The sequence below is a fragment of the Sphingopyxis soli genome, from assembly GCF_018682675.1.
GTDB classification, from domain to species: domain Bacteria; phylum Pseudomonadota; class Alphaproteobacteria; order Sphingomonadales; family Sphingomonadaceae; genus Sphingopyxis; species Sphingopyxis soli.
Genome location: NZ_JAFMTR010000061.1, coordinates 1 through 22,226 on the forward strand (window position 1 = coordinate 1; position 22,226 = coordinate 22,226).

General features: G+C 65.1%; 23 protein-coding genes and 1 tRNA gene. 13 read left to right on the forward strand and 11 right to left on the reverse strand.

From position 1 onward, the window contains the following. Nucleotides 1-215 precede the first annotated feature (215 nt). Entirely contained in the window at nucleotides 216-1,970 is a 1,755-nt protein-coding gene (locus J1N50_RS09520; RefSeq protein ID WP_215353302.1) for a class I adenylate-forming enzyme family protein, read from the forward strand. 214 nt (nucleotides 1,971-2,184) lie between these two features. Then, a complete protein-coding gene (locus J1N50_RS09525; RefSeq protein ID WP_215353303.1) occupies nucleotides 2,185-2,892 on the forward strand; it encodes a PEPxxWA-CTERM sorting domain-containing protein in 708 nt (235 codons plus the stop codon). Here J1N50_RS09525 and J1N50_RS09530 read toward each other — a convergent pair. Then, the gene (locus J1N50_RS09530) at nucleotides 2,883-3,332 is read right to left on the reverse strand and encodes a hypothetical protein (RefSeq protein ID WP_215353304.1); all 450 of its coding nucleotides are present in this window, start codon (nucleotides 3,330-3,332) and stop codon (nucleotides 2,883-2,885) included. The two genes, J1N50_RS09525 and J1N50_RS09530, sit on opposite strands and share 10 nt — an antisense overlap. A 438-nt stretch (nucleotides 3,333-3,770) precedes the next feature. On the opposite strand from J1N50_RS09530, the gene J1N50_RS09535 reads away from it, so the two are divergent. The 3 genes from J1N50_RS09535 to J1N50_RS09545 all read left to right on the forward strand — a co-directional run bounded on the left by J1N50_RS09535 (nucleotide 3,771) and on the right by J1N50_RS09545 (nucleotide 5,867). Further along, the gene (locus J1N50_RS09535) at nucleotides 3,771-4,043 is read left to right on the forward strand and encodes a ribbon-helix-helix domain-containing protein (protein ID WP_215353305.1); all 273 of its coding nucleotides are present in this window, start codon (nucleotides 3,771-3,773) and stop codon (nucleotides 4,041-4,043) included. Then, nucleotides 4,040-4,339, forward strand: a complete 300-nt coding sequence (locus J1N50_RS09540) for a type II toxin-antitoxin system RelE/ParE family toxin (protein ID WP_215353306.1) — start codon at nucleotides 4,040-4,042, stop codon at nucleotides 4,337-4,339. The genes J1N50_RS09535 and J1N50_RS09540 overlap by 4 nt, the downstream gene beginning before the upstream one ends. A 145-nt stretch (nucleotides 4,340-4,484) precedes the next feature. After that, nucleotides 4,485-5,867 carry a HEPN domain-containing protein gene (locus J1N50_RS09545; protein WP_215353307.1) on the forward strand — a complete coding sequence of 461 codons (1,383 nt, stop codon included), beginning with the start codon at nucleotides 4,485-4,487 and terminating at the stop codon, nucleotides 5,865-5,867. Between the two features lie 82 nt (nucleotides 5,868-5,949). On the opposite strand, the gene J1N50_RS09550 is transcribed toward J1N50_RS09545, so the two are convergent. After that, on the reverse strand, nucleotides 5,950-6,285 hold the full coding sequence (locus J1N50_RS09550) for a helix-turn-helix transcriptional regulator (RefSeq protein WP_215353308.1): 336 nt from the start codon (nucleotides 6,283-6,285) through the stop codon (nucleotides 5,950-5,952). Nucleotides 6,286-6,287: 2 nt separating this feature from the next. Then, complete coding sequence (locus J1N50_RS09555; protein WP_215353309.1) at nucleotides 6,288-6,500, reverse strand: AbrB/MazE/SpoVT family DNA-binding domain-containing protein; 213 nt, start codon at nucleotides 6,498-6,500, stop codon at nucleotides 6,288-6,290. A 385-nt stretch (nucleotides 6,501-6,885) separates the two neighbouring features. On the opposite strand from J1N50_RS09555, the gene acnA reads away from it, so the two are divergent. Continuing rightward, a complete protein-coding gene (gene acnA / locus J1N50_RS09560; RefSeq protein ID WP_215353310.1) occupies nucleotides 6,886-9,558 on the forward strand; it encodes an aconitate hydratase AcnA in 2,673 nt (890 codons plus the stop codon). A gap of 72 nt (nucleotides 9,559-9,630) precedes the next feature. Then, a complete protein-coding gene (locus tag J1N50_RS09565) occupies nucleotides 9,631-9,900 on the forward strand; it encodes a CBU_0592 family membrane protein (protein ID WP_215353311.1) in 270 nt (89 codons plus the stop codon). A gap of 226 nt (nucleotides 9,901-10,126) precedes the next feature. Here the strand turns inward: J1N50_RS09565 and J1N50_RS09570 are convergent. Further along, a tRNA-Val gene (locus J1N50_RS09570) sits at nucleotides 10,127-10,202 on the reverse strand. A gap of 62 nt (nucleotides 10,203-10,264) precedes the next feature. Beyond that, the gene (locus J1N50_RS09575; protein WP_215353312.1) at nucleotides 10,265-11,266 is read right to left on the reverse strand and encodes a helix-turn-helix domain-containing protein; all 1,002 of its coding nucleotides are present in this window, start codon (nucleotides 11,264-11,266) and stop codon (nucleotides 10,265-10,267) included. Between the two features lie 414 nt (nucleotides 11,267-11,680). On the opposite strand from J1N50_RS09575, the gene crcB reads away from it, so the two are divergent. Genes crcB through J1N50_RS09600 form a run of 5 tightly spaced genes read left to right on the forward strand, consistent with a single transcriptional unit; the run spans nucleotide 11,681 to nucleotide 14,808 of the window. Continuing rightward, the gene (gene crcB / locus J1N50_RS09580; protein ID WP_215353313.1) at nucleotides 11,681-12,061 is read left to right on the forward strand and encodes a fluoride efflux transporter CrcB; all 381 of its coding nucleotides are present in this window, start codon (nucleotides 11,681-11,683) and stop codon (nucleotides 12,059-12,061) included. Continuing rightward, nucleotides 12,058-13,266 carry an RluA family pseudouridine synthase gene (locus J1N50_RS09585; RefSeq protein ID WP_215353314.1) on the forward strand — a complete coding sequence of 403 codons (1,209 nt, stop codon included), beginning with the start codon at nucleotides 12,058-12,060 and terminating at the stop codon, nucleotides 13,264-13,266. The genes crcB and J1N50_RS09585 overlap by 4 nt, the downstream gene beginning before the upstream one ends. Further along, nucleotides 13,266-13,889 carry an FMN-binding negative transcriptional regulator gene (locus J1N50_RS09590; protein ID WP_215353315.1) on the forward strand — a complete coding sequence of 208 codons (624 nt, stop codon included), beginning with the start codon at nucleotides 13,266-13,268 and terminating at the stop codon, nucleotides 13,887-13,889. The genes J1N50_RS09585 and J1N50_RS09590 overlap by 1 nt, the downstream gene beginning before the upstream one ends. Beyond that, on the forward strand, nucleotides 13,886-14,122 hold the full coding sequence (locus tag J1N50_RS09595; RefSeq protein WP_215353316.1) for a hypothetical protein: 237 nt from the start codon (nucleotides 13,886-13,888) through the stop codon (nucleotides 14,120-14,122). The genes J1N50_RS09590 and J1N50_RS09595 overlap by 4 nt, the downstream gene beginning before the upstream one ends. Next, the gene (locus tag J1N50_RS09600) at nucleotides 14,119-14,808 is read left to right on the forward strand and encodes an ATP12 family chaperone protein (protein ID WP_215353317.1); all 690 of its coding nucleotides are present in this window, start codon (nucleotides 14,119-14,121) and stop codon (nucleotides 14,806-14,808) included. Before J1N50_RS09595 ends, J1N50_RS09600 begins: the two co-directional genes overlap by 4 nt. Here the strand turns inward: J1N50_RS09600 and J1N50_RS09605 are convergent. The 4 genes from J1N50_RS09605 to J1N50_RS09620 form a co-directional block, all read right to left on the reverse strand. Then, entirely contained in the window at nucleotides 14,805-15,608 is an 804-nt protein-coding gene (locus J1N50_RS09605) for a crotonase/enoyl-CoA hydratase family protein (protein ID WP_215353318.1), read from the reverse strand. The two genes, J1N50_RS09600 and J1N50_RS09605, sit on opposite strands and share 4 nt — an antisense overlap. Beyond that, nucleotides 15,605-16,222, reverse strand: a complete 618-nt coding sequence (locus tag J1N50_RS09610; protein WP_215353319.1) for a 2-hydroxychromene-2-carboxylate isomerase — start codon at nucleotides 16,220-16,222, stop codon at nucleotides 15,605-15,607. The genes J1N50_RS09605 and J1N50_RS09610 overlap by 4 nt, the downstream gene beginning before the upstream one ends. A 3-nt stretch (nucleotides 16,223-16,225) precedes the next feature. Next, entirely contained in the window at nucleotides 16,226-17,758 is a 1,533-nt protein-coding gene (locus J1N50_RS09615) for an acyl-CoA synthetase (RefSeq protein ID WP_215353320.1), read from the reverse strand. A 113-nt stretch (nucleotides 17,759-17,871) separates the two neighbouring features. Continuing rightward, on the reverse strand, nucleotides 17,872-18,135 hold the full coding sequence (locus J1N50_RS09620) for a hypothetical protein (RefSeq protein WP_215353321.1): 264 nt from the start codon (nucleotides 18,133-18,135) through the stop codon (nucleotides 17,872-17,874). Between the two features lie 277 nt (nucleotides 18,136-18,412). Between J1N50_RS09620 and J1N50_RS09625 the strand changes: the two genes are divergently transcribed. Beyond that, nucleotides 18,413-19,945 (forward strand): class I adenylate-forming enzyme family protein, encoded by a 1,533-nt coding sequence (locus J1N50_RS09625; RefSeq protein ID WP_215353322.1) that lies wholly within the window; start codon nucleotides 18,413-18,415, stop codon nucleotides 19,943-19,945. Nucleotides 19,946-20,220: 275 nt separating this feature from the next. Here the strand turns inward: J1N50_RS09625 and J1N50_RS09630 are convergent, their stop codons facing one another. Next, entirely contained in the window at nucleotides 20,221-20,589 is a 369-nt protein-coding gene (locus tag J1N50_RS09630; RefSeq protein WP_215353323.1) for a VOC family protein, read from the reverse strand. A gap of 118 nt (nucleotides 20,590-20,707) precedes the next feature. Further along, the gene (locus tag J1N50_RS09635; protein ID WP_215353324.1) at nucleotides 20,708-22,204 is read right to left on the reverse strand and encodes a Do family serine endopeptidase; all 1,497 of its coding nucleotides are present in this window, start codon (nucleotides 22,202-22,204) and stop codon (nucleotides 20,708-20,710) included. Nucleotides 22,205-22,226: the final 22 nt, after the last annotated feature.

Sequence of the window (22,226 nt, forward strand, 5' to 3'; positions counted from 1 at the left end):
GCGCTTCGCGCTGCCACCTCCCCATGGCTACGCCACAGGGAGGAATTCCGCGTCCGCAACCGGTCGTTCGCAGACATGGCCGCCCCACCCCCTGAAGCCTCTCGCGCCCGGCCGGTGTGGCCGACGACCACCTTGCGCGCCGCGCGGATCGAATCTACGTCGATCGGCAAGTTCGGGGCAACACCGGTACCAACAGCGCATGGAGAGAGCGCAGCATGACGGATACTATAAGCGACCAGCCCCTCGTTGCCATCGACCCCGCCTGGCCCAGAGTCTCGCTCGCCGACGCGACCGCCGCGCTCACCGCGCCCGGAAGCAAGTTCGAAATGGATATGGCGACGATCCGCGGCATCCCGACGCGCGTCTGGAAGCACGCGCCCGCCGACCTCGGGGTGCTGCTCGACCTCTCGCGGAGCCATGGCGATCGCCTCGCGACGATCCTGGGCGACGAGCGCGTGAGCTTCGAGGCGCAGTATCGCGCCGTTGCCGCACTCGCGCAGGCTCTCGTCGATCGCGGCGTCGGCAAGGGCGACCGCATCGCCTTCGCCACCCGCAACCTGCCCGAATGGCCAGTGATCTTCTTCGCGATCGTTTCGATCGGCGCGATCGCGGTGCCGCTCAACGCGTGGTGGACCGGCGACGAGCTGACCTATGGCATCAGCGATTCGGGCGCGCGCATCGTGATCGTCGACGCCGAACGCTACGACCGCCTCGCGGCGCACCGCGCCGACATGCCGGACGTCGGCGAATGGATCGTCACGCGCGCGCTGACAGCGATCGAGGGCACCACCGCGCTCGAAGCCCTCATCGGCCGCCCCGCCGACTGGGCCGCGCTTGCCCCCCGCGACCGCCCGCCCGTCGCGCTCGCGAGCGACGATCCCGCGACGATCTTCTACACCAGCGGCACCACCGGCCATCCGAAGGGCGCGCTCGGCACGCACCGCAACCTTGCCACCAACATCCTCTCGGGCGCCTTCGCGGCGGCGCGCAATTTCGTCCGCCGCGGCGAGCCGGTCCCCGACCCCGCGCCGCGCACGATCCTGACCGTGATCCCGCTGTTCCACGTCACCGCCTGCTCGGCGACCCTGATGGGGAGCATGGCCGCGGGGGGCACGATGATCTTCATGCGCAAGTGGGACGCGGTGCAGGCGATGCGGATCATCGAGCGCGAGCGCGTCAACGTCACCGGCGGCGTCCCGACGATCGCGTGGCAGCTCATCGAGCATCCCGACCGCGCGCAGTACGACCTCTCCTCGCTCGAGGCGATTTCCTATGGCGGCGCGCCCTCGGCGCCCGAGCTCGTCAAGCGCATCTACGAGGAGTTCGGCGCGCTTCCCGGCAACGGCTGGGGGATGACCGAGACGATGGCGACGGTCACCTCGCACTCGGCCGAGGATTATCTGAACCGCCCGACCAGCGCCGGCCCGCCGGTCCCCGTCGCCGACCTCGAGATCCGCGCCGACGACGGCGTCACCCCGCTCCCCACCGGGACGGTCGGCGAGCTCTGGGCGCGCGGCCCGATGATCGTCACCGGCTATTGGAACAAGCCGCAGGCGACCGCCGAAACCTTCGTGGGCGGCTGGGTCCGCACCGGCGACCTCGCGCGCCTCGACGACGAAGGCTTTCTCTATATCGTCGACCGCGCGAAGGACATGGTGCTGCGCGGCGGCGAGAATATCTATTCGTCGGAGGTCGAGAACCGCCTCTACGAGCATCCCGCGGTCACCGACGCCGCGGTGATCGGGATCCCCCACCGCACGCTGGGCGAGGAGCCCGCCGCGGTCGTCCACCTCGCCCCCGGCACCAGCGCGAGCGAGGCCGAGCTCCAGGCGTGGGTGCGCGCGCGGCTCGCCGCGTTCAAGGTGCCGGTCGCGATCCGCTTCACCGAAGGCACGCTGCCGCGCAACGCCAACGGCAAGATATTGAAGAAGGATCTGAAGACGCTCTTCGACGACCGGCCCGGCGCATAACAAGCGCTTAACACGCACACCGTCCGCACGATAACCCGAAAGGGGTAGCGTTCGCCCCGAAACCCCTGCGAGTCCGCGCCCGCCCGCGCCGCCGAGTCTCGATCTGGAACAAATTTCCCTTGTTCCCGAATCATTTAGTCAACAGTGGACCTAATTTTTGTTACGTTCCCCTGTCCGCACGAGTCGCACGCGGCATCAAAAGGGAGGAACACACATGCGTTTTATCTACGCACTTGCGGCCTCTGCCGCGATTACCATGGCTACTCCGGCTTCGGCCGCAACGCTTTTCACTGACGGTTTCGAGGCTGACGCGCCGGCGCTGACGGTCACGAACCTCACGAACTGGACGCTCACCGGCGGCGTCTCGGTCGACGTCGTCGGGTCACCCAACGCCTTTTCGATCGGCGTCACGCCGCCTGCATCGGGCAATGTGATCGACCTCGACGGCACTCCGGGTCCGGCGACGATCACCTCGATCCAGAACTTCCTGTTCAACGCGGGCGACCTCGTCACCTTCAGCTTCGACGTCGGCGGCGCGCAGCGCGGCTCGGTCGCCGATAATTTCCAGGCGATCCTGTTCCTCGATCCGTCGCTGGTCAGCGGCCTCACGGGCACCGGCCTGACGAGCACCGGGCTCGGCTCGAACGCCAACTCGGTCTTCTCCTCGGTGTCGATCCCGGGCAGCACCGCCTTCACCACCTCGTCGATCAGCTTCATCGCGACCGGCGCGGGCTCGCTGAAGATGGCGTTCGGAACGACCAGCGCCGACAATATCGGCCCGCTGCTCGACAATGTCCGCCTCGACGTTTCGGCGGTTCCCGAACCGGCGACCTGGGCGATGATGCTGCTCGGCCTCGGCTTCGTCGGCGGCGCGATGCGCGCGCGGCGCCGCAAACAGAATGTCGCCGTCCGCTACGCCTGACGGTAGCAACCCTGTCCACTGAGACGCCGCTGGCCGCAAGGCCGGCGGCGTTTTCGCATGCGCAAGGGCGGAAGCGCCGCGGTGCCGCCGTCCTCGTTGCCGTCGCCCATCTCGCCGCGCTTGACCAGCAGCGCCAGCATCGAATCGGACGGCGTGATCCGCCGCTCGACCTCCTTGCCGCCGCGCATGACCACCGTCTCGCGCCCGACGACCGCGCGTTCATAGGCGATCGCCCGCACCCCCCGCCCGGCGCGCGCCAGCGCGGTCGAGCAGGCGCGGTCGAACGCGGCGAAGCGCCCGCGCGCGTCATTCACCGACGTGCGGCTGATCCCCGCGACGCGCGCCGCATCGGTCACGCACCCCGTCTGCGTCAGCGCGGCCAGAAACGTCCGCGTCCGCGCCACCGTCCACCCGTCCTCGCGAATGCGCAGCCCCGGCATCAGGGGATTTTCCCGACTCCCCTCCCGAAAGCGGGAGGGGGGATCGGAGACCCGTGGCTCCGATCACGAGACTTGCGGGCTCGCCCGCTAGTCGCAGTGGGGAGGGCGCCACCCTCACCACCTCCAGAAACCCCCGCTTCCCCCCGCGAACCCCGCGCCACCTTACGCCCCATAGCTCCATCTCCCGAATCAGATTGGAATGAACCGGAATGGTTTTGAACCTATTTGGACAATTTTGGAAAGAAGCTGATAGTCCTATTTCGTCATCCTTGAACGAGACGAGTGGCTCGTTCGACTTGATCCGGGATCCACAGGGGCGCCGAAGTCGTCGACCCCGGATCAAGCCCGTCCGGCGCTCGTCGAAGGGTCCGGGGTGACGAGGCAGGAAATTGACCCTTTGTTCGTTTCTTGATATGACATTGTCATAGGAGATTCACCATGGCATCGCGTGCCGAAAAGCCCGTCACCGTCACCCTCGGCCCGCTCACCGCCGCCGCGCAGGATCGGGTCAAATCGGGCCGCTACGCCTCGGTCAGCGAGGTGGTGCGCGCCGGCCTCCGCGCGCTCGACCGCGAGGAAGCGCTGCTCGACCAACTGCTCACGGCGCGCGTCGCCGAAGCCCTCGCCGATACCCGCCCCGTCCAACCCGCCGAAAACGTCCGCTCCGGCCTCGCCGCCCGCCACGCCAGACGGACGGGCAAGCCCGCTTGACCAAAAAACTCGACGTCGTTTGGCGCCAGACCGCAACCGACGACCTCTACCGCCTCTACGACTGGATCGCCGAGAGCGCCGATCCTGACACGGCGTTTACCTACACCAGCGCGATCGAAGCCCACGCCGCCGACCTCGCCACATACCCGAACCGCGGCACCCTGCGCGACGACCTCGCGCCGGGCGTCCGCACGCTGAACTTTCAGGGGCGGACGGTTATTGCCTATCGGGTCGGGGCAGCGGTTGAGGTGTTGCGGATATTCCATGCGGGGCAGGAGTTGGGGTTAGTTGAGTGATCAATCTCGCTTGGGTTTGGGGATTGTTGCACCTGTCATCATAATTGCGTAATTGAGTTATCGGCGTTGATCCGTCTAATCTCAGACGGCGATTATCATCGTAAGGCGCTTGCGTTACCGACACTTGTGAATACCTAATTGGAGAATGAAAACCTCCAGCCCTTTCGATCACTCCGCACTTCATGAGAAGGCAGCCGATTCCATCGAAAGGAAAGGTACTGAGCTTCTTGGATTGGGAGTAAAGAGGCCGTTTCCAAAGCGCGCACCCGATCCGTTTCCGACGCGGCGAGAGATGGAAACTATTACCGACAGAGATATAATTGGTGAACCCAAACTCTCTTATACCGACATAACTGGTCGAACTCTCGCTAGATATTTTGCCAAAGAAGGGCATGAGATCGGTCTGTTTGATGGAGGTTATGACGCGCTCAGGAGGTTGGTCGAGCAAACTCTCAAAACCAAACCATTCAACCAAGGCCTCTCCCCGGAATTTCTTGAAGAACAAGTCTTCGACTGGTGGATAGAAAATTATGGAGCAGATAAGCCCTCCAGCCTTTCGGAGCATCTTATTGCGAAGGCAGACGATGCGTTTAGCGAGCATCATCTAGTAATTCCCATTTCCGCAATTGAGATAGAGCGACCGTTTCAGATTGGCGATGTTTTGGTCGCTCCGATGAACAGACAAATGCTCACGGAGATGGGCAAAGCCGCAAAAGAGAAGAATCCGGAACAAGCGGATATAATCAACAAGAAAATTGGTGATTTTGTCCGCGAGCTAGGACATCTCACTGCAGTTCAGGTCAAGGTCGTTGGAGAGGTCGGTTTCGCAAAAGCCCATGCCGAGCGCAGGGCTTTTCAAGTCGCTGAGATGCTTCGATTCATGTCTCCGGCAGCATTGAGTTGGAACGTGGCGTTTCCATGTTTCCCTCATGGCTGCCATCATAACCGAACAACGACCGTATTGACCGTTGCCGATAACGCAATTTTGAACATTTCTGAGGGTCTTCTCGATTATGGAATGTTCTCTTGGAGAATGACATTTGCTGAGCTTGATCGCGATATGAAGAATGGCTTTTCTAATTTTGCGTCATTTTTCAAAAGCGCCCCGTTGACGCCATTTCAGGAGCGTGTGGGCAAAGCAATAAGCACCTTCTCTGAAGGAGTGGGGTCACATAACGTCAACAATCGCCTCGTTTATGCTATGTCATCACTAGAACATCTCTTCCTTAGGGATGAACAAGAGCCGATCCAAAGCGGCGTTGGAGATCGAATTGCATTCCTGATAGAAAAGGAAGGTGGAAAGAGAAGAGAGATCGTTGCGAATTTCAAAAAATCATATTCACTTCGATCTAAGCAAATTCATCATCTATCGACGGTAGATGACGAGAAAACCCTATCAGAATTTTTCAAGAATTCATGGATGGCCCTATACAGAGCACTAACATTGATGCCAAATTTCACAACACATCTGGAATTTCTTAACGCAATCGAGAACGTGAAATACGGCGGGGGGCGAACCGAGGCGTAGCACATGCGGAACCATTTCATCGGAATTGCGACAGAAATTACGGTGACGTACTAAAAACCCGAAATAGGGAAGTTGCTAATCCTCAAACCAAATCATCCACCCGAACGCCCAGCGCATCCGCTAGCTTCCGCACCGTCTCCACCGACCCCTTGCCGCGCCCGACCTCGATGTCGGCGATCTGCACTCGGTTGACCCCCGACACCGCCGCCAGCTTCACCTGGCTCAGCCCGCGCAGTTCGCGCCACACGCGGAGCGGGCTTTCACCGGCGATCAGCCGCTTGGCATAGTCGGCGGGCACCAGTTCTTCCTCGCCCGCCGCCAGCGCCGTTTTGGCGCCGTCATAGGCGCTGAGGTCCGCAATACCTTCGGATCGCAGAAAACTGTCGAGCGTCGATCCCCGGTGGATATTCTTCACCACGCTCAATCCCTTCCCGCCGCATTGCCCCTTACTGGACGACTTCGGCCGCCATTCATATTCCTTGTCAGCCGCGACGGCGACCTAGACCGCAACAACACGCCGTCGGACATTTCCTGAATTTCAAGCGCCGTGCCGCCCGACCAGCCCATCCGATCCAGCACATCGGGCGGCAGCAGCACCCGACCCCGGCTTTTCATGATCGTTTCGCCCGTCATGCCGCCGGCTTAACATCGTCAGCAGCGGATAGGACACGACCCTCTCCGCTATGGACCATTCCGCGCACTATCACCTCTTGGTCATCCCGGACTTGATCCGGGAGCCATGCGGCGCCGCTGGAATGGATCCCGGATCAAGTCCGGGATGACGAGACTGGGTTGGCTTTGCGCCTTCGCGCCTTTGCGTGAGAAAATCATCGCCCCGCCCTTGGTCGAAAGTCCGCCCAGGCACTAACCAACCACCCCCACCCCCTTGCATTTCCCACCCCCCGGCGTAAGGCGTCGCCAACATAAACCTGCGCGTGCGACTCCCGTTGGCCCCGCTCTCCTGCTTTGCCACCGGACGGTCATTCCCCGCCGCGCCAACATGGGGACTGCTTGTTCTATGACGACCACGGGCAATGACACGCTGGGCACCCGTTCGACGCTGAGCGTCGGCGGCAAGACTTACGCTTATTACTCGCTCGACAAGGCAGCGGCGAAGCTCGGCGACGTGTCGCGGCTGCCCTTCTCGATGAAGGTGCTGCTCGAAAATCTGCTGCGGTTCGAGGATGGCGGCTTCACCGTGTCGACCGACGACGTGCAGGCGCTGGTCGACTGGCAGAAGAACCCGCATTCGAACCGCGAGATCCAGTATCGCCCCGCGCGCGTGCTGCTGCAGGATTTCACCGGTGTGCCGTGCGTCGTCGACCTCGCCGCGATGCGCGATGCGATCGCCAGGCTCGGCGGCGACACGTCGAAGATCAACCCGCTCGTCCCCGTCCACCTCGTCATCGACCACTCGGTCATGGTCGACGAATTCGGCACGCCGAAGGCGTTCGAGCAGAATGTCGAGATCGAATATTATCGCAACGGCGAACGCTACGACTTCCTGAAATGGGGGTCGAAGTCGCTGTCGAACTTCAAGGCGGTGCCCCCGGGCACCGGCATCTGCCATCAGGTCAATCTCGAACATATCGCGCAGGCGGTATGGTCGAGCGAGGACGGGTCGGGCGAGACCGTCGCCTATCCCGACACCTGCGTCGGCACCGACAGTCACACGACGATGATCAACGGCCTCGGCGTGCTCGGCTGGGGCGTCGGCGGGATCGAGGCCGAGGCCGCGATGCTCGGCCAGCCGGTGTCGATGCTGATCCCCGAGGTCGTCGGGTTCAAATTCACCGGCCAGCTCAAGGAAGGCGTCACTGCGACCGACCTCGTGCTCACCGCGACGCAGATGCTGCGCGCCAAGGGCGTCGTCGGCCGCTTCGTCGAATATTTCGGCCCCGGCCTCGCCTCGCTGTCGCTCGCCGACCGCGCGACGCTCGCCAATATGGCGCCCGAATATGGCGCGACCTGCGGCTTCTTCGGCATCGACGACAAGACGCTCGATTACATGCGCCTGACCGGGCGCTCGGAAGACAATATCGCGCTGGTCGAGGCCTATGCCAAGGCGCAGAGGCTGTGGATCGACGAAGGCGCCGCGGACCCCGTGTTCACCGACACGCTCGAACTCGATCTTGGCACCGTCGTCCCGTCGCTCGCGGGACCGAAGCGCCCGCAGGACCGCGTCTCGCTGCCCGAGGTCGACGATGTGTTCAACGCCGACATGGCGAACACCTATAAAAAGGCGCAAACGCGCGTGGCGGTAGAGGGCAAGGATTTCGACATCGGCGACGGCGACGTCACCATCGCCGCGATCACCAGCTGCACCAACACGTCGAACCCCGGCGTGCTCGTCGCGGCAGGGCTCGTCGCGAAGAAGGCCGACGCGCTGGGTCTCAAGCCCAAGCCCTGGGTCAAGACCTCACTCGCGCCCGGCAGCCAGGTCGTCACCGACTATCTGGAAAAGGCGGGCTTGCAGAAGCATCTCGACAATATCGGCTTCAACCTCGTCGGCTATGGCTGCACGACGTGCATCGGCAATTCGGGGCCGCTGGCCGAACCGATTTCGAAGGCGATCAACGAGAATGGCCTCGTCGCCGCGGCGGTGATCTCGGGCAACCGCAACTTCGAAGGGCGCGTGTCGCCCGACGTGCGCGCGAACTTCCTGGCTTCCCCGCCGCTCGTCGTCGCCTATGCGCTCAAGGGCACGGTGATCGAGGATTTCACCACCACCCCGATCGGGCAGGCCGAGGACGGCAGCGACGTGTTCCTGAAAGACATCTGGCCGACCAATCAGGAAGTCGCCGACGTGGTCGCGGGCGCGGTGAGCCGCGACATGTTCGAGGCGCGCTACGCGCATGTCTATCAGGGCGACGCGCACTGGCAGAAGATCGAGGTCGAAGGCTCGGACACCTACCAGTGGCGCGCCGGCTCGACCTATATCGCCAACCCGCCCTATTTCGAGGGCATGACGATGACCCCGGCGCCGGTCAGCGACATCGTGAACGCGAAACCGCTCGCGATCCTCGGCGACTCGATCACCACCGACCACATCAGCCCCGCCGGCAGCATCAAGGCGGACTCGCCGGCCGGAAAATGGCTTATGGAACATCAGGTTAGCAAGGCCGACTTCAACAGCTACGGCGCCCGCCGCGGCCACCACGACGTGATGATGCGCGGCACCTTCGCCAACATCCGCATCAAGAATGAAATGGTCACCGGCATCGAAGGCGGCATGTCGCGCTACGGCCAGGAAGTCATGCCGATCTACGACGCCGCGATGCGCCACAAAGCCGACGGCACGCCCTTGGTGGTCATCGCCGGCAAGGAATATGGCACCGGCTCGTCGCGCGACTGGGCGGCGAAGGGCACCAATCTGCTCGGCGTCCGCGCGGTGATCGTCGAAAGCTTCGAGCGCATCCACCGCTCGAACCTCGTCGGCATGGGCGTGCTGCCGCTGCAGTTCCTCGAAGGCCAGAGCCGCGAGACGCTGGGCCTGACCGGCGACGACCAGTTCACGATTACCGGCGTCGCGGAGCTGAAGCCGCGCCAGACGGTCACCGTAAACGTCACACGCCCCGACGGCTCGACCTTTGCCTTCGACACGCTCTGCCGCATCGATACCGCGAACGAGGTCGAATATTATATGAACGGCGGCATCCTGCACTATGTGCTGCGCAAGCTCGCGGCCTGACGCGGCAAACCGCTGATGCTATGAGCGCCCGCCCCTCGCCGGGGCGGGCGTTTTCATTGGGAGACGAAGCGTATGAGCGCCGAAGCCATCATCATCGAAGTCATCGGATGGTCCGCCGCGGTCCTGATCCTGACCGCCTATATACTTCTCTCGCTCGGCAAGCTCGCGGCGCGGGGCTATATCTATCAGTGGATGAACGTGATCGGCGCCGCGGGCTTCATCGTCAACTCGGGCTATAACGGAGCGATTCCGTCGGCGGTGCTCAACATCGTCTGGGCCGGGATCGGTCTCTTCACGATCAGCATCATCTGGCGCGCCCGCAAGGCACCCATCGCTCGCTGAGGCTTGCGGATTCCGCATTCCATACTCAACCTGCGCGTGCGTATCGGCGAGCATCGCATCAAGCGCCGTGCGGACATACACCTGCCCGCACATGATTCCCCGCAGCGACCGCCTGATCCACCGTCACGGCCGCGGGATATGGCCCAATGTTCCGATCCCCGGCGCCTTCGCCCGCCGCTGCGCATGGAGAAACAGGTCGGGCTTCAGCCTGTTATCGGCGATCTTGTGGTGGGCGCTGACGGGCTCGAACCGCCGACCCTCTCGGTGTAAACGAGATGCTCTACCAACTGAGCTAAGCGCCCCCGGCCGTCCGCTTGGGGGATGCGCGCCCCTGCCACAAGCCGCCGCCGGTGGCAAGCCGCGACTATTCCTCCAGCGCCTCGAAATAGCGTTCGAGCGCGTCGAATGTCGCTTCGGCGAGCGCGATGAAGATGCGGCGGCCGTCGTGTGGATCGGCTTCGCGGATGAAGAGCCCGCCATCGGTCATCGTCTTGATCCAGCGCAGCGCGGTGGTTGCAGGGACCGCCGAAGCGATGCAAAGGCTCGATACGGACACCGGCCGCCGCTCGAGCCGCGCCGCATAGAGGTCGAGCAGCATGTCCCAAGCGGGGTCGGCGAACAGGTCCGCCGGGAAAAACTGCTCGCGGAGTCGGCGCTGCCGCAGCAGGCGCCGCACCATTTTCGCGCGCTGGCGCTCGGCCGTGCGTTCCTCGGGCACAAAGCTCCGCGGCATTGTCGCGAAATCGCGCGCCGGCGCCCGCACCTGATCCGGATAGTCGGTGAAATCCTGCCCGCGCTCGAAGCCGGTCGGTGTACCGGGAAGGCCGCTCCGTTCGCGGGCGATGTCGCCGAGTAACCGTGAAATACGTGCGATCTCTTCCTGCAGCCGGTCGATCCGTTCCATCGCGGGGTCGCGCGCGACTTCCTGCACGACGAGATGCCGTTCGGATCGCGCGGCCGCCAGCGCCATGCGACGATCGGTCGCATCTGCATCGACAAGCCATTCCACACGAATCGTGTCGGGGATCGCCGCTGCGACCCGGTCGAGCGCCGCGAGCGATGTTTCACAAATCAAGGCACACCCCTTGTCCGCAACCGCCTGGCAGAGCTGCGCGAATATCCTGCTATCGATGGCTTCCGGTGCCGCCACCCATACCATGTCGAGGACAAGCATATCGCGGACATGCGCCGCCGCATCGCATGCAGGAAGCGTCGCAACCATTCGAACGCCCTCGATCGAATCGAACCGCGACGCCGACGCCGAAAGCCCGACCGCGAGCAACGTCGACGGCGCGCTCGCCGGCAAAACGTCTTGCGCCCCATTTGCCGCGTCTTCGCCCCATTGAAACCGGACCGCATGTTCCATGTCGATGCCCCTGCCCCTTGATCCGCCATGACGTCTTTATGCCGTCACTCCGGCCATATTCACCTTTTGTTCGTTCCCTTTCGCCGCCATTTCGGACCCAAACCTCGCCGTCGGTTCAGACGGCAGAGATAAAACGGATGGAAGACACTCCACTTTGGACATGGTTTGTTCCTGTCGTCAACGGCTAATTGATCCTGGCCTCCGCGCAGCGGAAGCATCCGTCAAAGCCACCGATGCTCTCGTCGCCCGCCCCGACGCGCCAACGATGCCGTCTGGCTGGACTTGCGGTGCTTCTGGTCGCTGCCCGTCGGACGGCGCATCGCACACGGACCGAAGAGGGGCTCGGTGACCACAGCCGACGCCCGGCAACACGCCCGCTTTCCGCGCCGCGCTTTTCCGGCTAGGGCGAAGCGCATGAACGGCCTGTTTTCTGTCATGATCGGTGGCGCCATCGGATCGGGCGCGCGTTACTTCGTCGGCAAGGCGATGCTCGCGCGGCTCGGTCCCAATTTCCCGTGGTGGACGCTCAGCGTCAACATCGCCGGGAGCTTTTTGATGGGCTTGCTCGTCGGCTGGCTGGCACGCGAGGCCAGCGGCGGCGAAGCCACGCGTCTGTTCGTCGGCGTCGGCATTCTGGGCGGCTTCACGACCTTTTCCTCCTTCAGCATGGAGTTCTGGCTGCTGTTCGAACGCGGCCAGGCGGGGCAGGCTGCCGCCTATGTGCTCGCCTCGGTCGCCGGCGGAATCCTCGCCTGCGGCCTCGGGATGCTGTTGATCCGGCAGCTTCCGGCATGACGCACGACCGCGGCATTCAGGACAGCGCCACCGTTGCCGAAGAGGATGGCGGCATCCGCCTCGACCGCTGGTTCAAGCGCCACCGGCCGGGAACTCCGCACGCGCTGATCGCGCGCTGGGCGCGGTCGGGAGAACTCACGATCGATGGCCGCAAGGCCGACGTTTCCGATCGCATCGAAGCCGGGCAGCGGATCGCGATGCCCGTCCCGCCTGCGGCGCCCTCCGGTCCGAAACCGCGCAGGGAAAAGCCGCTTTCGCCCGCCGACGTCGCCTTCGCCGAGGCGATGGTGATTCACCGCGACAAGAGCGCGCTGGTTCTCGACAAGCCGCCCGGTCTTGCGACGCAGGGCGGCACCAAGACCGACGCACATGTCGATGGCCTGCTCGGCGCCCTGCAGGGCGAGGCACCGGTGCGGCCAAAGCTCGTCCACCGGCTCGACAAGGACACATCGGGCGCGCTGCTCGTCGCGCGCACGCCCCGCGCGGCGGCTTGGTTCGCCAAGGCCTTTTCGAACCGCAGCGCGCGCAAGACCTATTGGGCGATTGTCGTCGGCGTTCCCGACATCGCGCAGGGCGAGATCGACCTGCCGCTCGCCAAACAGCCCGGATCGGGCGGCGAGAAGATGCATGTCGATGAGAAAGGCTTGCCGTCCAGGTCACGCTACCGCGTCATCGAACGCGCCGGGAACAGCGCCGCCTGGGTCGAGCTTCAGCCGCTCACCGGCCGCACGCACCAGCTTCGCGTCCATATGGCGGCGATCGGCCATCCGATCGTCGGCGACGGCAAATATGGGGGCAAGGGAGCCTTCCTGACCGGGACGATCAGCCGCAAGCTGCATCTCCACAGCCGCCGCCTGCGCATCGACCATCCCGACGGGGGTAGTATCGACGTCAGCGCCGACGTTCCCGAGCATTTCGCGGCAAGCCTCGACGCCCTTGGCTTCGACTTGCTGCTCGGCGAGACGGGCATCGACGACGCCCCCAAGGGCCCGCCCCCGAAAGCTGCTGCGAAGGCGGCCGCCAAGGCGCATAGCAAACAGATCCGCAAGGCGCGCCGCGGCGAACGGCGCGGGCGTACAGCGACAAGCAAGCCGACCGACCAGGTTGGAAAACCGAAAGCCAAAGCAAAAAACAAGCCCAGCAGCCCTTCCGGACGCGGCGGCACGCCCAGCCCTCGCAAATCTCCTTCCAAAAGGCCACGCTGATGCACCCCAATTCCGCCTTTCGTCCGAAGCACGACGATCTCGCTCCCATGTTCGTACGCGAGATCGGCTTTGCCGCGATCTTCGCGGCGACGCCCGACGGCCCGCGCGTCGCGCACGCCCCTGTCGTGCTGAGCGACGATGCGACAACGATCCGTTTCCATCTGTCACGCGGCAATGCGCTGACCCGCCACCTCGACGGCAGCCCGATGCTCGCGGTGGTGCAGGGTCCCGACGCCTATCTCAGCGCCAACTGGTACGCGGATCCGACGAAGGCGGTTCCGACCTGGAACTATGTTGCGGTCGAAATGGAGGGCGTGGCGCAAAAGCTGGACGATGCCGGGCTGATCGCACAGCTCGACGCGCTGTCGGCGCTTCATGAAGAGCGGATCGGCGAGGATCCGCCCTGGACGCGCGCCAAGATGGACCAGGCCTATTTCGGCAAGCTGACCGGCGCGATCACGGGGTTCGAGATGCGCATCCGGGCGTGGCGGCCGACGCTGAAGCTGTCGCAGAACAAACCCGGCGACGAGCGCGAACGCCTGGCGGCGGGCGTCGAGGCGACCGGCAACCGCGCGGTCGCGCATCTGATGCGCGAGCTTGGCGGCGAAAGGACGGGCGCATGACTCAGGCGGCGGACGCCCTCGCCAAAAAGCGCTTTTTCGCGCTGGCGGCGATGCGCCTGATGGGCGCGATCTTCATCATCGCGGGCTTCATCCTGATCCGCGGCGCGTGGGCGATCGCGGGGCAGCCGACCGACCGCTGGATCGGCGTCGCGGTGGTGCTGGCCGGAGTGTTCGACTTCGCGGTCATGCCCAAGATCCTCGCGCGCCGCTGGCGATCGCCGAAGGCCCCATGAAGCGCTTCTGGCAGCAGGCCGAGGCCGTCCGCGAAGACGGCGCATGGGGCATCGCGCTCGACGGGCGTCCCGTGCGCACGCCCAAGCGCGCGCCGCTGGTCGTCGAAAGCTTGGTGCTCGCCGAAGCGATTGCGGACGAATGGAATGCGGTCGGAGAGACTATCGATCCCGCCCGCATGCCGCTGACGGGGATCGCCAATGCGGCGATCGACATTGCCGGCGCCGACGCCGCCGCGTTCGCCGAGCCGATTGCGGCTTACGCGACAAGCGACCTCTTCTGCTACCGCGACGATCGCGACCCTGCCCTGCAAGCCGAACAGATTGCCCTCTGGAACCCCCTGCTGGCCTGGGCAGAGCAGCGGTACGGCATCGAATTCGTGCTGGCCGAGGGCGTACTGCCTATCGATCAGCCGGACGCGACCATCGCGGCGCTGCGCGACGCCGTGCTGTCACACGATCCGTTCCGGCTCGCGCCGCTCACTTTGCTGGTGACGATCGGCGGTTCGCTCGTGGCCGGCCTGGCGCTGATCGAAAATGCCTACACCGCCGCCGAGCTATGGGAGGCCGTCAGCCTCGACGAACTGTATCAGGAACGCCGCTGGGGCGCCGACAGCGAGGCGCAAAGCGCGCGCGCGCGGCGCGAGGCCGACTGGCACAATGCCGCGCGGTTTCTGAGCCTGCTCTAGTCCGCGAAATTCGGCTTCCGCTTCTGCATATGCGCCATCACCGCCTCCATCTGGTTGGGGGTGCGGATGACCTTCACCTGCTCGTCGCTCTCGGCCTGCAGGATCTCGGCGTCGCTCGCGTCTGCGAGCATGTTGCAGAGCCGCTTCGCGCCGCGGATCGCGTGCGGATTCCTGTTCGCGATCACCCGCGCCAGTTCCATCGCCTTGGCGAGCGGATCGTCCGACACGTGGGTCGCGAAGCCCAGGATCTTCGCTTCCGAGCCGGTGAATTCGCGATTGGTATAGATCATCTCGCGCAGCACATCGTCGGCGACCTGCGTCCGCCACAGCGCCATGCCCGCAACGTCGGGAACCAGGCCCCAGCGCATTTCCATGATCGCGATGCGCGTGTCGGGATGGACGATGCGGATGTCGGCGGCCGCCATGATCTGGCTGCCCGCACCGAAGGCGACGCCATGCACCGCGGCGATCACCGGCACCGGAATCTCGCGCCAGCCCCACGCGGCATATTGGGCGTTGTTCGCAATGCCGCGCGTGCGGTCGGACAAGCTGCCGCCCGCGCTGCTCGCACCCGGATCGCGATCATCGCTGAGGCTGGAAAGGTCCAGCCCGGCGCAGAAGGCGCGACCCTCGCCCGACAGAATGACGACGCGCAGGCCTTGCCTTGCCTTCAGGTCGTCGACCGCCTCGGCGAGCGCCGACCACATCGCGGCGTCGAGCGCGTTCATCTTGTCGGCGCGGATCAGCCGGACGTCGGCGATGCCGTCCTCCAGCATCGTGATCGAGATACGGTCCTTCATCGGGGAGTCCTTTTCAGTGCAGCTTCGACGAGCGGGAGCTGGTCGTTGCCGAAATACATGTCGGTGCCGTCGACGAAGATCGTCGGCGACCCATAGCCGCCACGCGCGACGACCTCGTCGGTGTTGGCGCGGAGCCGCGCCTTCACTTCGTCGCTACCCGCGGCGGCGCGAATCGCCGCGCCATCGAGTCCCTCGGCCGTCGCGACGGCTTCCAGGACCTCGGGATCGTCGAGATTTTCCTGACGGCCGAAATAGCTGGCGAAGGCGGCGCGCGCGAACCGCGCAAGGGCGGTCTGATCCGCTTCGAGCGCGGTCGCGAAGCGCATCGCCTGCACACTCTTCGCCGGATGATATTGCGAGGGGAAGTTCATCGGCACGCCGGCGAGCCGCGCCCAATCCTTCAGCACCTTCCAGCTATGCTGGAGCCGCCGGTTGTCGGCCTGCTCGCGCGCGGCATAGACGGCGGGGTTCACGGAGTTGAACACGCCGCCCACGAGAATCGGCCGGTAGATCGCCGTCACACCCGTCCGTTCGAGCACGCCGGGCAGATTGTGGAACGCAAGGCAGGTCCACGGGCTCGACAGGTCGAAGAAGAATTCGACGCGCGCGCTCATCCTTCAGGCTCCCGCCTTCGCCTTTTCCCAATATTGGTCGCGCAGCAGCCGCTTGTAGAGCTTGCCCGTGTCGTGGCGCGGCAGCGCTTCGAGGAAGTCGATCCGCCGCGGGATCTTCACGCCGGACAATTTCTCGCGCGCATAGCTCAGAAGCTCGGCGCGGAAGGCGTCGGTCGCGTCGGCCATGTCGGCGGGCTGGATCACCGCGATCACTTCCTCGCCCATTTCCTCGTGCGGTCCGCCGACGACCGCGACGTCGGCGACCTTCGGGTGGGTGACGAGGTGATTCTCGATTTCCTGCGGATAGATATTCACGCCGCCCGAGATGATCATGAAGCTCTTGCGGTCGGTGAGGTAGAGGAAGCCATCTTCATCAACTTTGCCCACATCGCCCAGCGTCGACCAGCCTTTCGAATTGCGGCTCGATGCGGTCTTCTCCGGATCATCATGATATTCAAAGATATTTTCGCTCTCGAAGAACACCGCGCCTTCTTCGCCCACCGGCAGTTCGGTCTCGTTATCCTCGCCGACGATATGGAGCGTGCCCATGATCGGGCGGCCGACCGTGCCCTTGTGCGCGAGCCAGTCGTGGCTGGTCGCGAAGGTCATGCCATTGCCCTCCGACCCCGCATAATATTCGAGCAGCACCGGCCCCCACCAGTCGATCATCGCCTGCTTGACCGGCACGGGGCACGGCGCCGCGGCGTGGATCGCACCCTTCATCGAGGTCACGTCATATTGCGCGCGGACGGCGTCGGGCAGCTTCAGCATCCGCACGAAATGCGTCGGCACGAACTGCGCGCAGTTGCAGCGATAATGCTGGATCGCCGCGAGCGCGCCCTCGGCATCGAACTTCTTCATCAGGACAACGGTGCCGCCAAGGCGGTGGATCGTCATCGACCAGCGCAGCGGCGCGGCGTGATAGAGCGGCGCCGGCGACAGATAGACGCTGTCGGCGTTGATCCCGAAAGCGGCGCTCGCGAGCATGACGAGGCTGTTCGCGGCGTCGATCGCCGGATCCTCCGGCAGCGGAACGCGCACGCCCTTCGGCCGCCCGGTGGTGCCCGACGAATAGAGCATATCGACCCCGGCGCGCTCGTCGGCGATGCGCTCCGCCGGCATTTTTGCCAGCTCGTCCTCGATCTTCGCCCAGCCCGCAATGTCGCCGCCCATCGCGAAGCGGGTGATCTGCGTCGTCAGTTGCTGCGCCGCCGCTGCGAGGCTCGCCGAGACGACGAGCATTTTCGCGCCCGAATTTTCGAGGATATAATCGGTTTCGTCCTGCGTCAGCCGCGACGAGATGCAGACGTAGCGCAGCCCGGCGCGCTGCGCGCCCCAGGTCAGCCCGTAATAATGGGGGGTGTTCTCGAGCATGAAAGCGACGACGTCCTCATGCCCCAGCCCGTGCGCGCGAAACACCTGCGCGGCGCGGTTCGACGCGGCGTCGAGTTCGGCATAGCTGATCGTCTCGCCCGTTTCGGCGACGATGATCGCGGGCTTGTCGGGATGGGTCGCGGCATAGGTCGAGGGGTGCATCGGGCGCTCTCTCCAAAGGGCGTATTGCTTTGTTTATGTCGAAGACCCGTAGCAAACTGAAACTTTCGGTCAAGCTGGCCGGGGGCGGGCGGCGAGTAGAGCGCCGAGAAGCGTCAAATTGCGCGGCAGCCCGGGATACAGGAACCTTGACCCGGTTGGTCCCGCGATGGAAGTCGATCCGCCACACCGCGCGACACAGCGCAGCGCGCGGGCAGTTCGGGCAGATGCTCGGCCCAGCCGATCGCATCGTCGGCACGGGCCGGGAGCACCGCCATCCGGTCGGCCAGCGAATCGCGGTCCGAAAAGACCGGCAGCGGACGCCGTCCCGCGATCGTCCGCGCCAGCCGCACGAATTCGGACGGCTCCCGCCAGCTCAAAAAAGGATTGATCGCGATGAGGTCGCAACAGCAATCGAGCCAGGCCGCAGGCCGCCCGCGGGTGCGGGGAGCGATGCTGCCCCATAGCCCGCCGCCGTTACGGCATCGCCGAGCGCCGCGGCGCGCGACGATGATGGACGGCGACCAGCGGCCGCCGCCCGTCTTCCCCCGTCCCGCCGTCTCGCTCCATCCGCGCCCCCTGTGCCACCCCGATTTCGTGCCCCCGCCTGCCCCCGCCGACGTTGCGCGCCGTCGCTGCTGTGCTAACGCCGTCGCCATGACCAGTCACGAGATGCTCGAGAGCGACTTCGCCACCCTGCCCGACCTCGTCCGCGCCCATGCGACCGAGCGCCCGAATGCCATAGCCGCCGCCGACCCGGCGCGGCGGCTGCGCTGGTCCGAACTGGACGCAATGATAGACCGCATCGCGGCGCGGCTGCAGGCCGACGGCTTTGCGAAGGGCGATCGGACCGCGATCGCGGGTCTCAACAGCGTCGAGCAGGTTGCGGTCATTCTCGCGACGCTGCGCGCGGGCGGCGTCGCCGGTCTCGTCACCAACAGCGCGACGGGCGAGCAGATGGCGGCAATGGTCGCCGACACCGGGGCGCGGCATCTGTTCCTCGATGCCGCCGCGTCGGCAAGCCTCGAAGGCCAGCATGTCACGGCGACCGACCGGATCGCGATGGACGGCAGCGCCGTCGGCGCGCCGCTCGAAGTCTGGATGTCGCCCGAGGGGACGAAGCCCGAACCGGTCGCGATCGAGCCGCTCGACGGCTTCAACATCATCTATTCGTCGGGGACGACCGGGACGCCCAAAGGCATCGTCCACAGCCATGCGATGCGCTGGCAGCATATCCAGCGCGGCAAGCCCGCCTATGGCGCGCAAGCGGTGACGATCCTGTCGACGCCGCTCTATTCGAACACGACGATGGCGAGTTTCCTGCCGACCGTCGGGTCGGGCGGGCAAACCGTGCTGATGAAGAAATTCGACGCGCGCGGCTTTCTCGAGCTTGCCGAGCGCGAGCGCGCGACGAACACGATGCTGGTGCCGGTGCAATATCGCCGCATCATGGCGCTGGAGGATTTCGACCGCTTCGATCTGTCGAGCTTCGTCGTCAAATATTGCACGTCGGCGCCTTTCCCCGCCGCGCTCAAGGCCGAGGTGCTCAAACGCTGGCCGGGCGGGCTCGTCGAAATCTATGGGATGACCGAGGGCGGCGCCGCCTTCATCCTCGAGGCGCATCAATTCCCCGACAAGCTCCACACCGTCGGCAAGCCCGCGCCGGGGCATGTCGCCAAGGTGATCGACGAGGACGGCAACGAGCTGCCGCAGGGATCGGTCGGCGAGGTCGTCGGCCGCTCGCCGGCGATGATGACGGGCTACAACAACCGCCCCGACGCGACCAAGGCGATGCACTGGTACGACGCCGACGGGAATCTCTTCTATCGCCACGGCGACATCGGGCGGATCGACGAGGACGGCTTCCTGACCCTGATGGACCGCGCCAAGGACATGATCATCTCGGGCGGGTTCAACATCTTTCCGAGCGATCTCGAAGCGATCCTGCTCGCCGACGAGCGCGTCGTCGAGGCGGCGGTCGTGGGGATGCCGAGCGAGGAATGGGGTGAGACGCCGGTCGCCTTCGTCGTGCTGACGCCCGGTGCGGATGCGGAAAGCGTGCGGGCCGACTGCAATGCGAAGGTCGGCAAGACGCAGCGGCTGAGCGGGATCACCGTCGTCGACGAACTGCCGCGCAGCGCGATCGGCAAAGTGTTGAAGCGCGAGCTTCGCGATGCCTATGCGGGGTGAGGCGCAGGGTTCGGGTGAGACCAGCCGTCGCCCCCGCCAAGGCGGGGCCGCGGCGGGGCCGCCCTCGATTTACGCGGCGCGGCCGAGCAAGGCGGCTGGAGTGCGTTCGGTTTGATCGAATCAAAACCGGCACTCCAGATTCTTGTTTTGCCGTGTTTTCCGGGTCGTCAGGGGATTCCACCTGACTTGAAAAGACTCTAGGGGCTCCCGCCTTCGCGGGGGCGCGGGTTAACGCACCATCCGCTCCCCACCCAAAGCAGCCATCGACGCAGCCGTCACCCCATGACGAAGGCGTTGAGCTTGTTCCCGTCGGGGTCGCGGAAATAGCCCGCGTAAAAGCCCTCTCCGCGCGGTCCGGGAGGACCTTCGCAGGTGCCGCCGTTGGCGAGCGCGATGTCGTAGAGCCGCTGCACCTGCGCCTCATCCTTCGCCTCGAGCGCCACCATCACGCCATTGCCGACGCTTGCGGCCTTGCCGTCGAAGGGCTTCGTCAGGCCGATTCCGGCCCCGCCGCCTTCCTTGCCCCACGCGATGAAGCCGTCATATTCCATCATCCGCGGCACACCCAGTTCGCCCGCGATCGCGTCGTAAAAGACCGCCGCGCGCGCCAGGTCGTTTGTTCCCAGCGTGACATATCCGATCATTATTCCATCTCCCGACTCGCATCGATGGAACATAATAGGAACAAATGTCGCAACGCGCAAGAAAAAGGGCGCCCGACCCGAAGGTCGCGGCGCCCCTGTTTGCTGTCCCGGCGACGCCTCAGGGTTTGAGGCGAATCGCGACGAACTGCGACGGTCCGCCGCGGCGGAGGACTTCGATCAGCACCGCGTCGCGGCCCGCCTTCTTCGCGTCCGCGACCACCTTGGCGAGCGCTTCGCTCGTCGTCACGGGCACGCGGTTGGCGGTGACGATCACGTCGCCGCGGCGCAGACCCTTGCGACCGGCATCGCTGTTCGCCGACGCGGCACCGATCACCAGACCCCGGGTGGCGGCGTCGACCCCGACCGCGCGCGCGATGTCGGGGGTGAGCGTCTGCACCGACAGGCCGAGCTCGTTCTGGACCGCGGTGTCGGCGGTTCCCTTGGGATCCTCGGGCACCGCCTGATCGTCCTCGGGGTCGAAATTCGCGCCCGCGAGCTGATCCTCGGGCGGGCGCGTCGCGACGACAGCATAGAGCGTCATCGTCTTGCCGTCGCGCACGACCTCGAGCGGGATGCGCGAGCCGGGCTTGGTGTTGGCGACGATGTACGACAGCGTCTGCGAGGGCGTAACCTCCTTGCCGTCGACCTTGGTCACGACGTCGCCGCGCTTGAGCCCGGCCTTCGCCGCCGCGCCATTGTCCTCGACGCGCTGGACGAATTCGCCGCGCTCCTTGGGCAGGCCGAGCGCCGCCGCCAGATCCTCGTCGACCGGCGCGATGCTGATGCCGAGATAGCCGCGCTGGATCTTCTCGCCCGACTTCAATGCGTTGATCACCGGGATCGCGGCCTCGGCGGGGATCGCGAAATTGACACCGATGTTCGCGCCGACGGGCGAGATCAGCATATTGTTGATGCCGACGACGTTGCCGTGCAGGTCGAACAGCGGACCGCCCGAGTTGCCGCGGTTGATCGCGGTATCGGTCTGGATGAAGCGGTCGTAGGCGGTTCCGGTGCCGAGGTTGCGCTGCACCGCCGAGATGATCCCCGCGGTCACCGTCGAACCGAGGCCGAGCGGGTTGCCGATCGCGACGACCCAGTCGCCGACGCGTGCGCGGCTCGAATCGGCGAATTTGACGAAGGGCAGCCCCGTCGCGTTGATCCGGAGCAACGCGAGGTCCGACGCCGCGTCGCGGCCGACGATCGTCGCCTTATATTCCTTGCCGTTGGTCAGCGTCACCGTGACCTGGTTCACCGCCTCGCCGCGCGGGCCGCCGGTGACGACATGGTTGTTGGTGACGATATAGCCGTCGTCGGAGATCAGGAAGCCCGAGCCGCCGCCCTGCTGCTCCTGCGTCACCGGCTCGCGCGTCCCGGCGAAGGGATCGAGCCGGACGCCGAGCGTGACCTCCTGCTTGGTCGAGATATTGACCACCGCGGGCTGGAGCTGTTCGACGAGGTCGGCGAAGCTTTCGGGAGCGCCGGCGCGCGGAACGGCCTTGGCAATCTCGCTGCGCTCGTTCTGCGCAACCTGCGCGATCACGGGCGACTGGGTGACCAGCGCCAGCGCGGTACCGCCCACCAGCAGGGCCGAAGTGATGCCATAAACATAACGCACGATCGCAATTCCTTTTCTCTTG

Bases quoted from the DNA above. Each gene is read 5' to 3' on its own strand.
- J1N50_RS09520 (WP_215353302.1), top strand. From the start codon at position 216: ATGACGGATACTATAAGCGACCAGCCCCTCGTTGCCATCGACCCCGCC.
- J1N50_RS09525 (WP_215353303.1), top strand. From the start codon at position 2,185: ATGCGTTTTATCTACGCACTTGCGGCCTCTGCCGCGATTACCATGGCT.
- J1N50_RS09530 (WP_215353304.1), bottom strand. From the start codon at position 3,332: ATGCCGGGGCTGCGCATTCGCGAGGACGGGTGGACGGTGGCGCGGACG.
- J1N50_RS09535 (WP_215353305.1), top strand. From the start codon at position 3,771: ATGGCATCGCGTGCCGAAAAGCCCGTCACCGTCACCCTCGGCCCGCTC.
- J1N50_RS09545 (WP_215353307.1), top strand. From the start codon at position 4,485: ATGAAAACCTCCAGCCCTTTCGATCACTCCGCACTTCATGAGAAGGCA.
- J1N50_RS09555 (WP_215353309.1), bottom strand. From the start codon at position 6,500: ATGACGGGCGAAACGATCATGAAAAGCCGGGGTCGGGTGCTGCTGCCG.
- acnA (WP_215353310.1), top strand. From the start codon at position 6,886: ATGACGACCACGGGCAATGACACGCTGGGCACCCGTTCGACGCTGAGC.
- J1N50_RS09565 (WP_215353311.1), top strand. From the start codon at position 9,631: ATGAGCGCCGAAGCCATCATCATCGAAGTCATCGGATGGTCCGCCGCG.
- J1N50_RS09575 (WP_215353312.1), bottom strand. From the start codon at position 11,266: ATGGAACATGCGGTCCGGTTTCAATGGGGCGAAGACGCGGCAAATGGG.
- crcB (WP_215353313.1), top strand. From the start codon at position 11,681: ATGAACGGCCTGTTTTCTGTCATGATCGGTGGCGCCATCGGATCGGGC.
- J1N50_RS09585 (WP_215353314.1), top strand. From the start codon at position 12,058: ATGACGCACGACCGCGGCATTCAGGACAGCGCCACCGTTGCCGAAGAG.
- J1N50_RS09590 (WP_215353315.1), top strand. From the start codon at position 13,266: ATGCACCCCAATTCCGCCTTTCGTCCGAAGCACGACGATCTCGCTCCC.
- J1N50_RS09595 (WP_215353316.1), top strand. From the start codon at position 13,886: ATGACTCAGGCGGCGGACGCCCTCGCCAAAAAGCGCTTTTTCGCGCTG.
- J1N50_RS09600 (WP_215353317.1), top strand. From the start codon at position 14,119: ATGAAGCGCTTCTGGCAGCAGGCCGAGGCCGTCCGCGAAGACGGCGCA.
- J1N50_RS09605 (WP_215353318.1), bottom strand. From the start codon at position 15,608: ATGAAGGACCGTATCTCGATCACGATGCTGGAGGACGGCATCGCCGAC.
- J1N50_RS09610 (WP_215353319.1), bottom strand. From the start codon at position 16,222: ATGAGCGCGCGCGTCGAATTCTTCTTCGACCTGTCGAGCCCGTGGACC.
- J1N50_RS09615 (WP_215353320.1), bottom strand. From the start codon at position 17,758: ATGCACCCCTCGACCTATGCCGCGACCCATCCCGACAAGCCCGCGATC.
- J1N50_RS09625 (WP_215353322.1), top strand. From the start codon at position 18,413: ATGACCAGTCACGAGATGCTCGAGAGCGACTTCGCCACCCTGCCCGAC.
- J1N50_RS09630 (WP_215353323.1), bottom strand. From the start codon at position 20,589: ATGATCGGATATGTCACGCTGGGAACAAACGACCTGGCGCGCGCGGCG.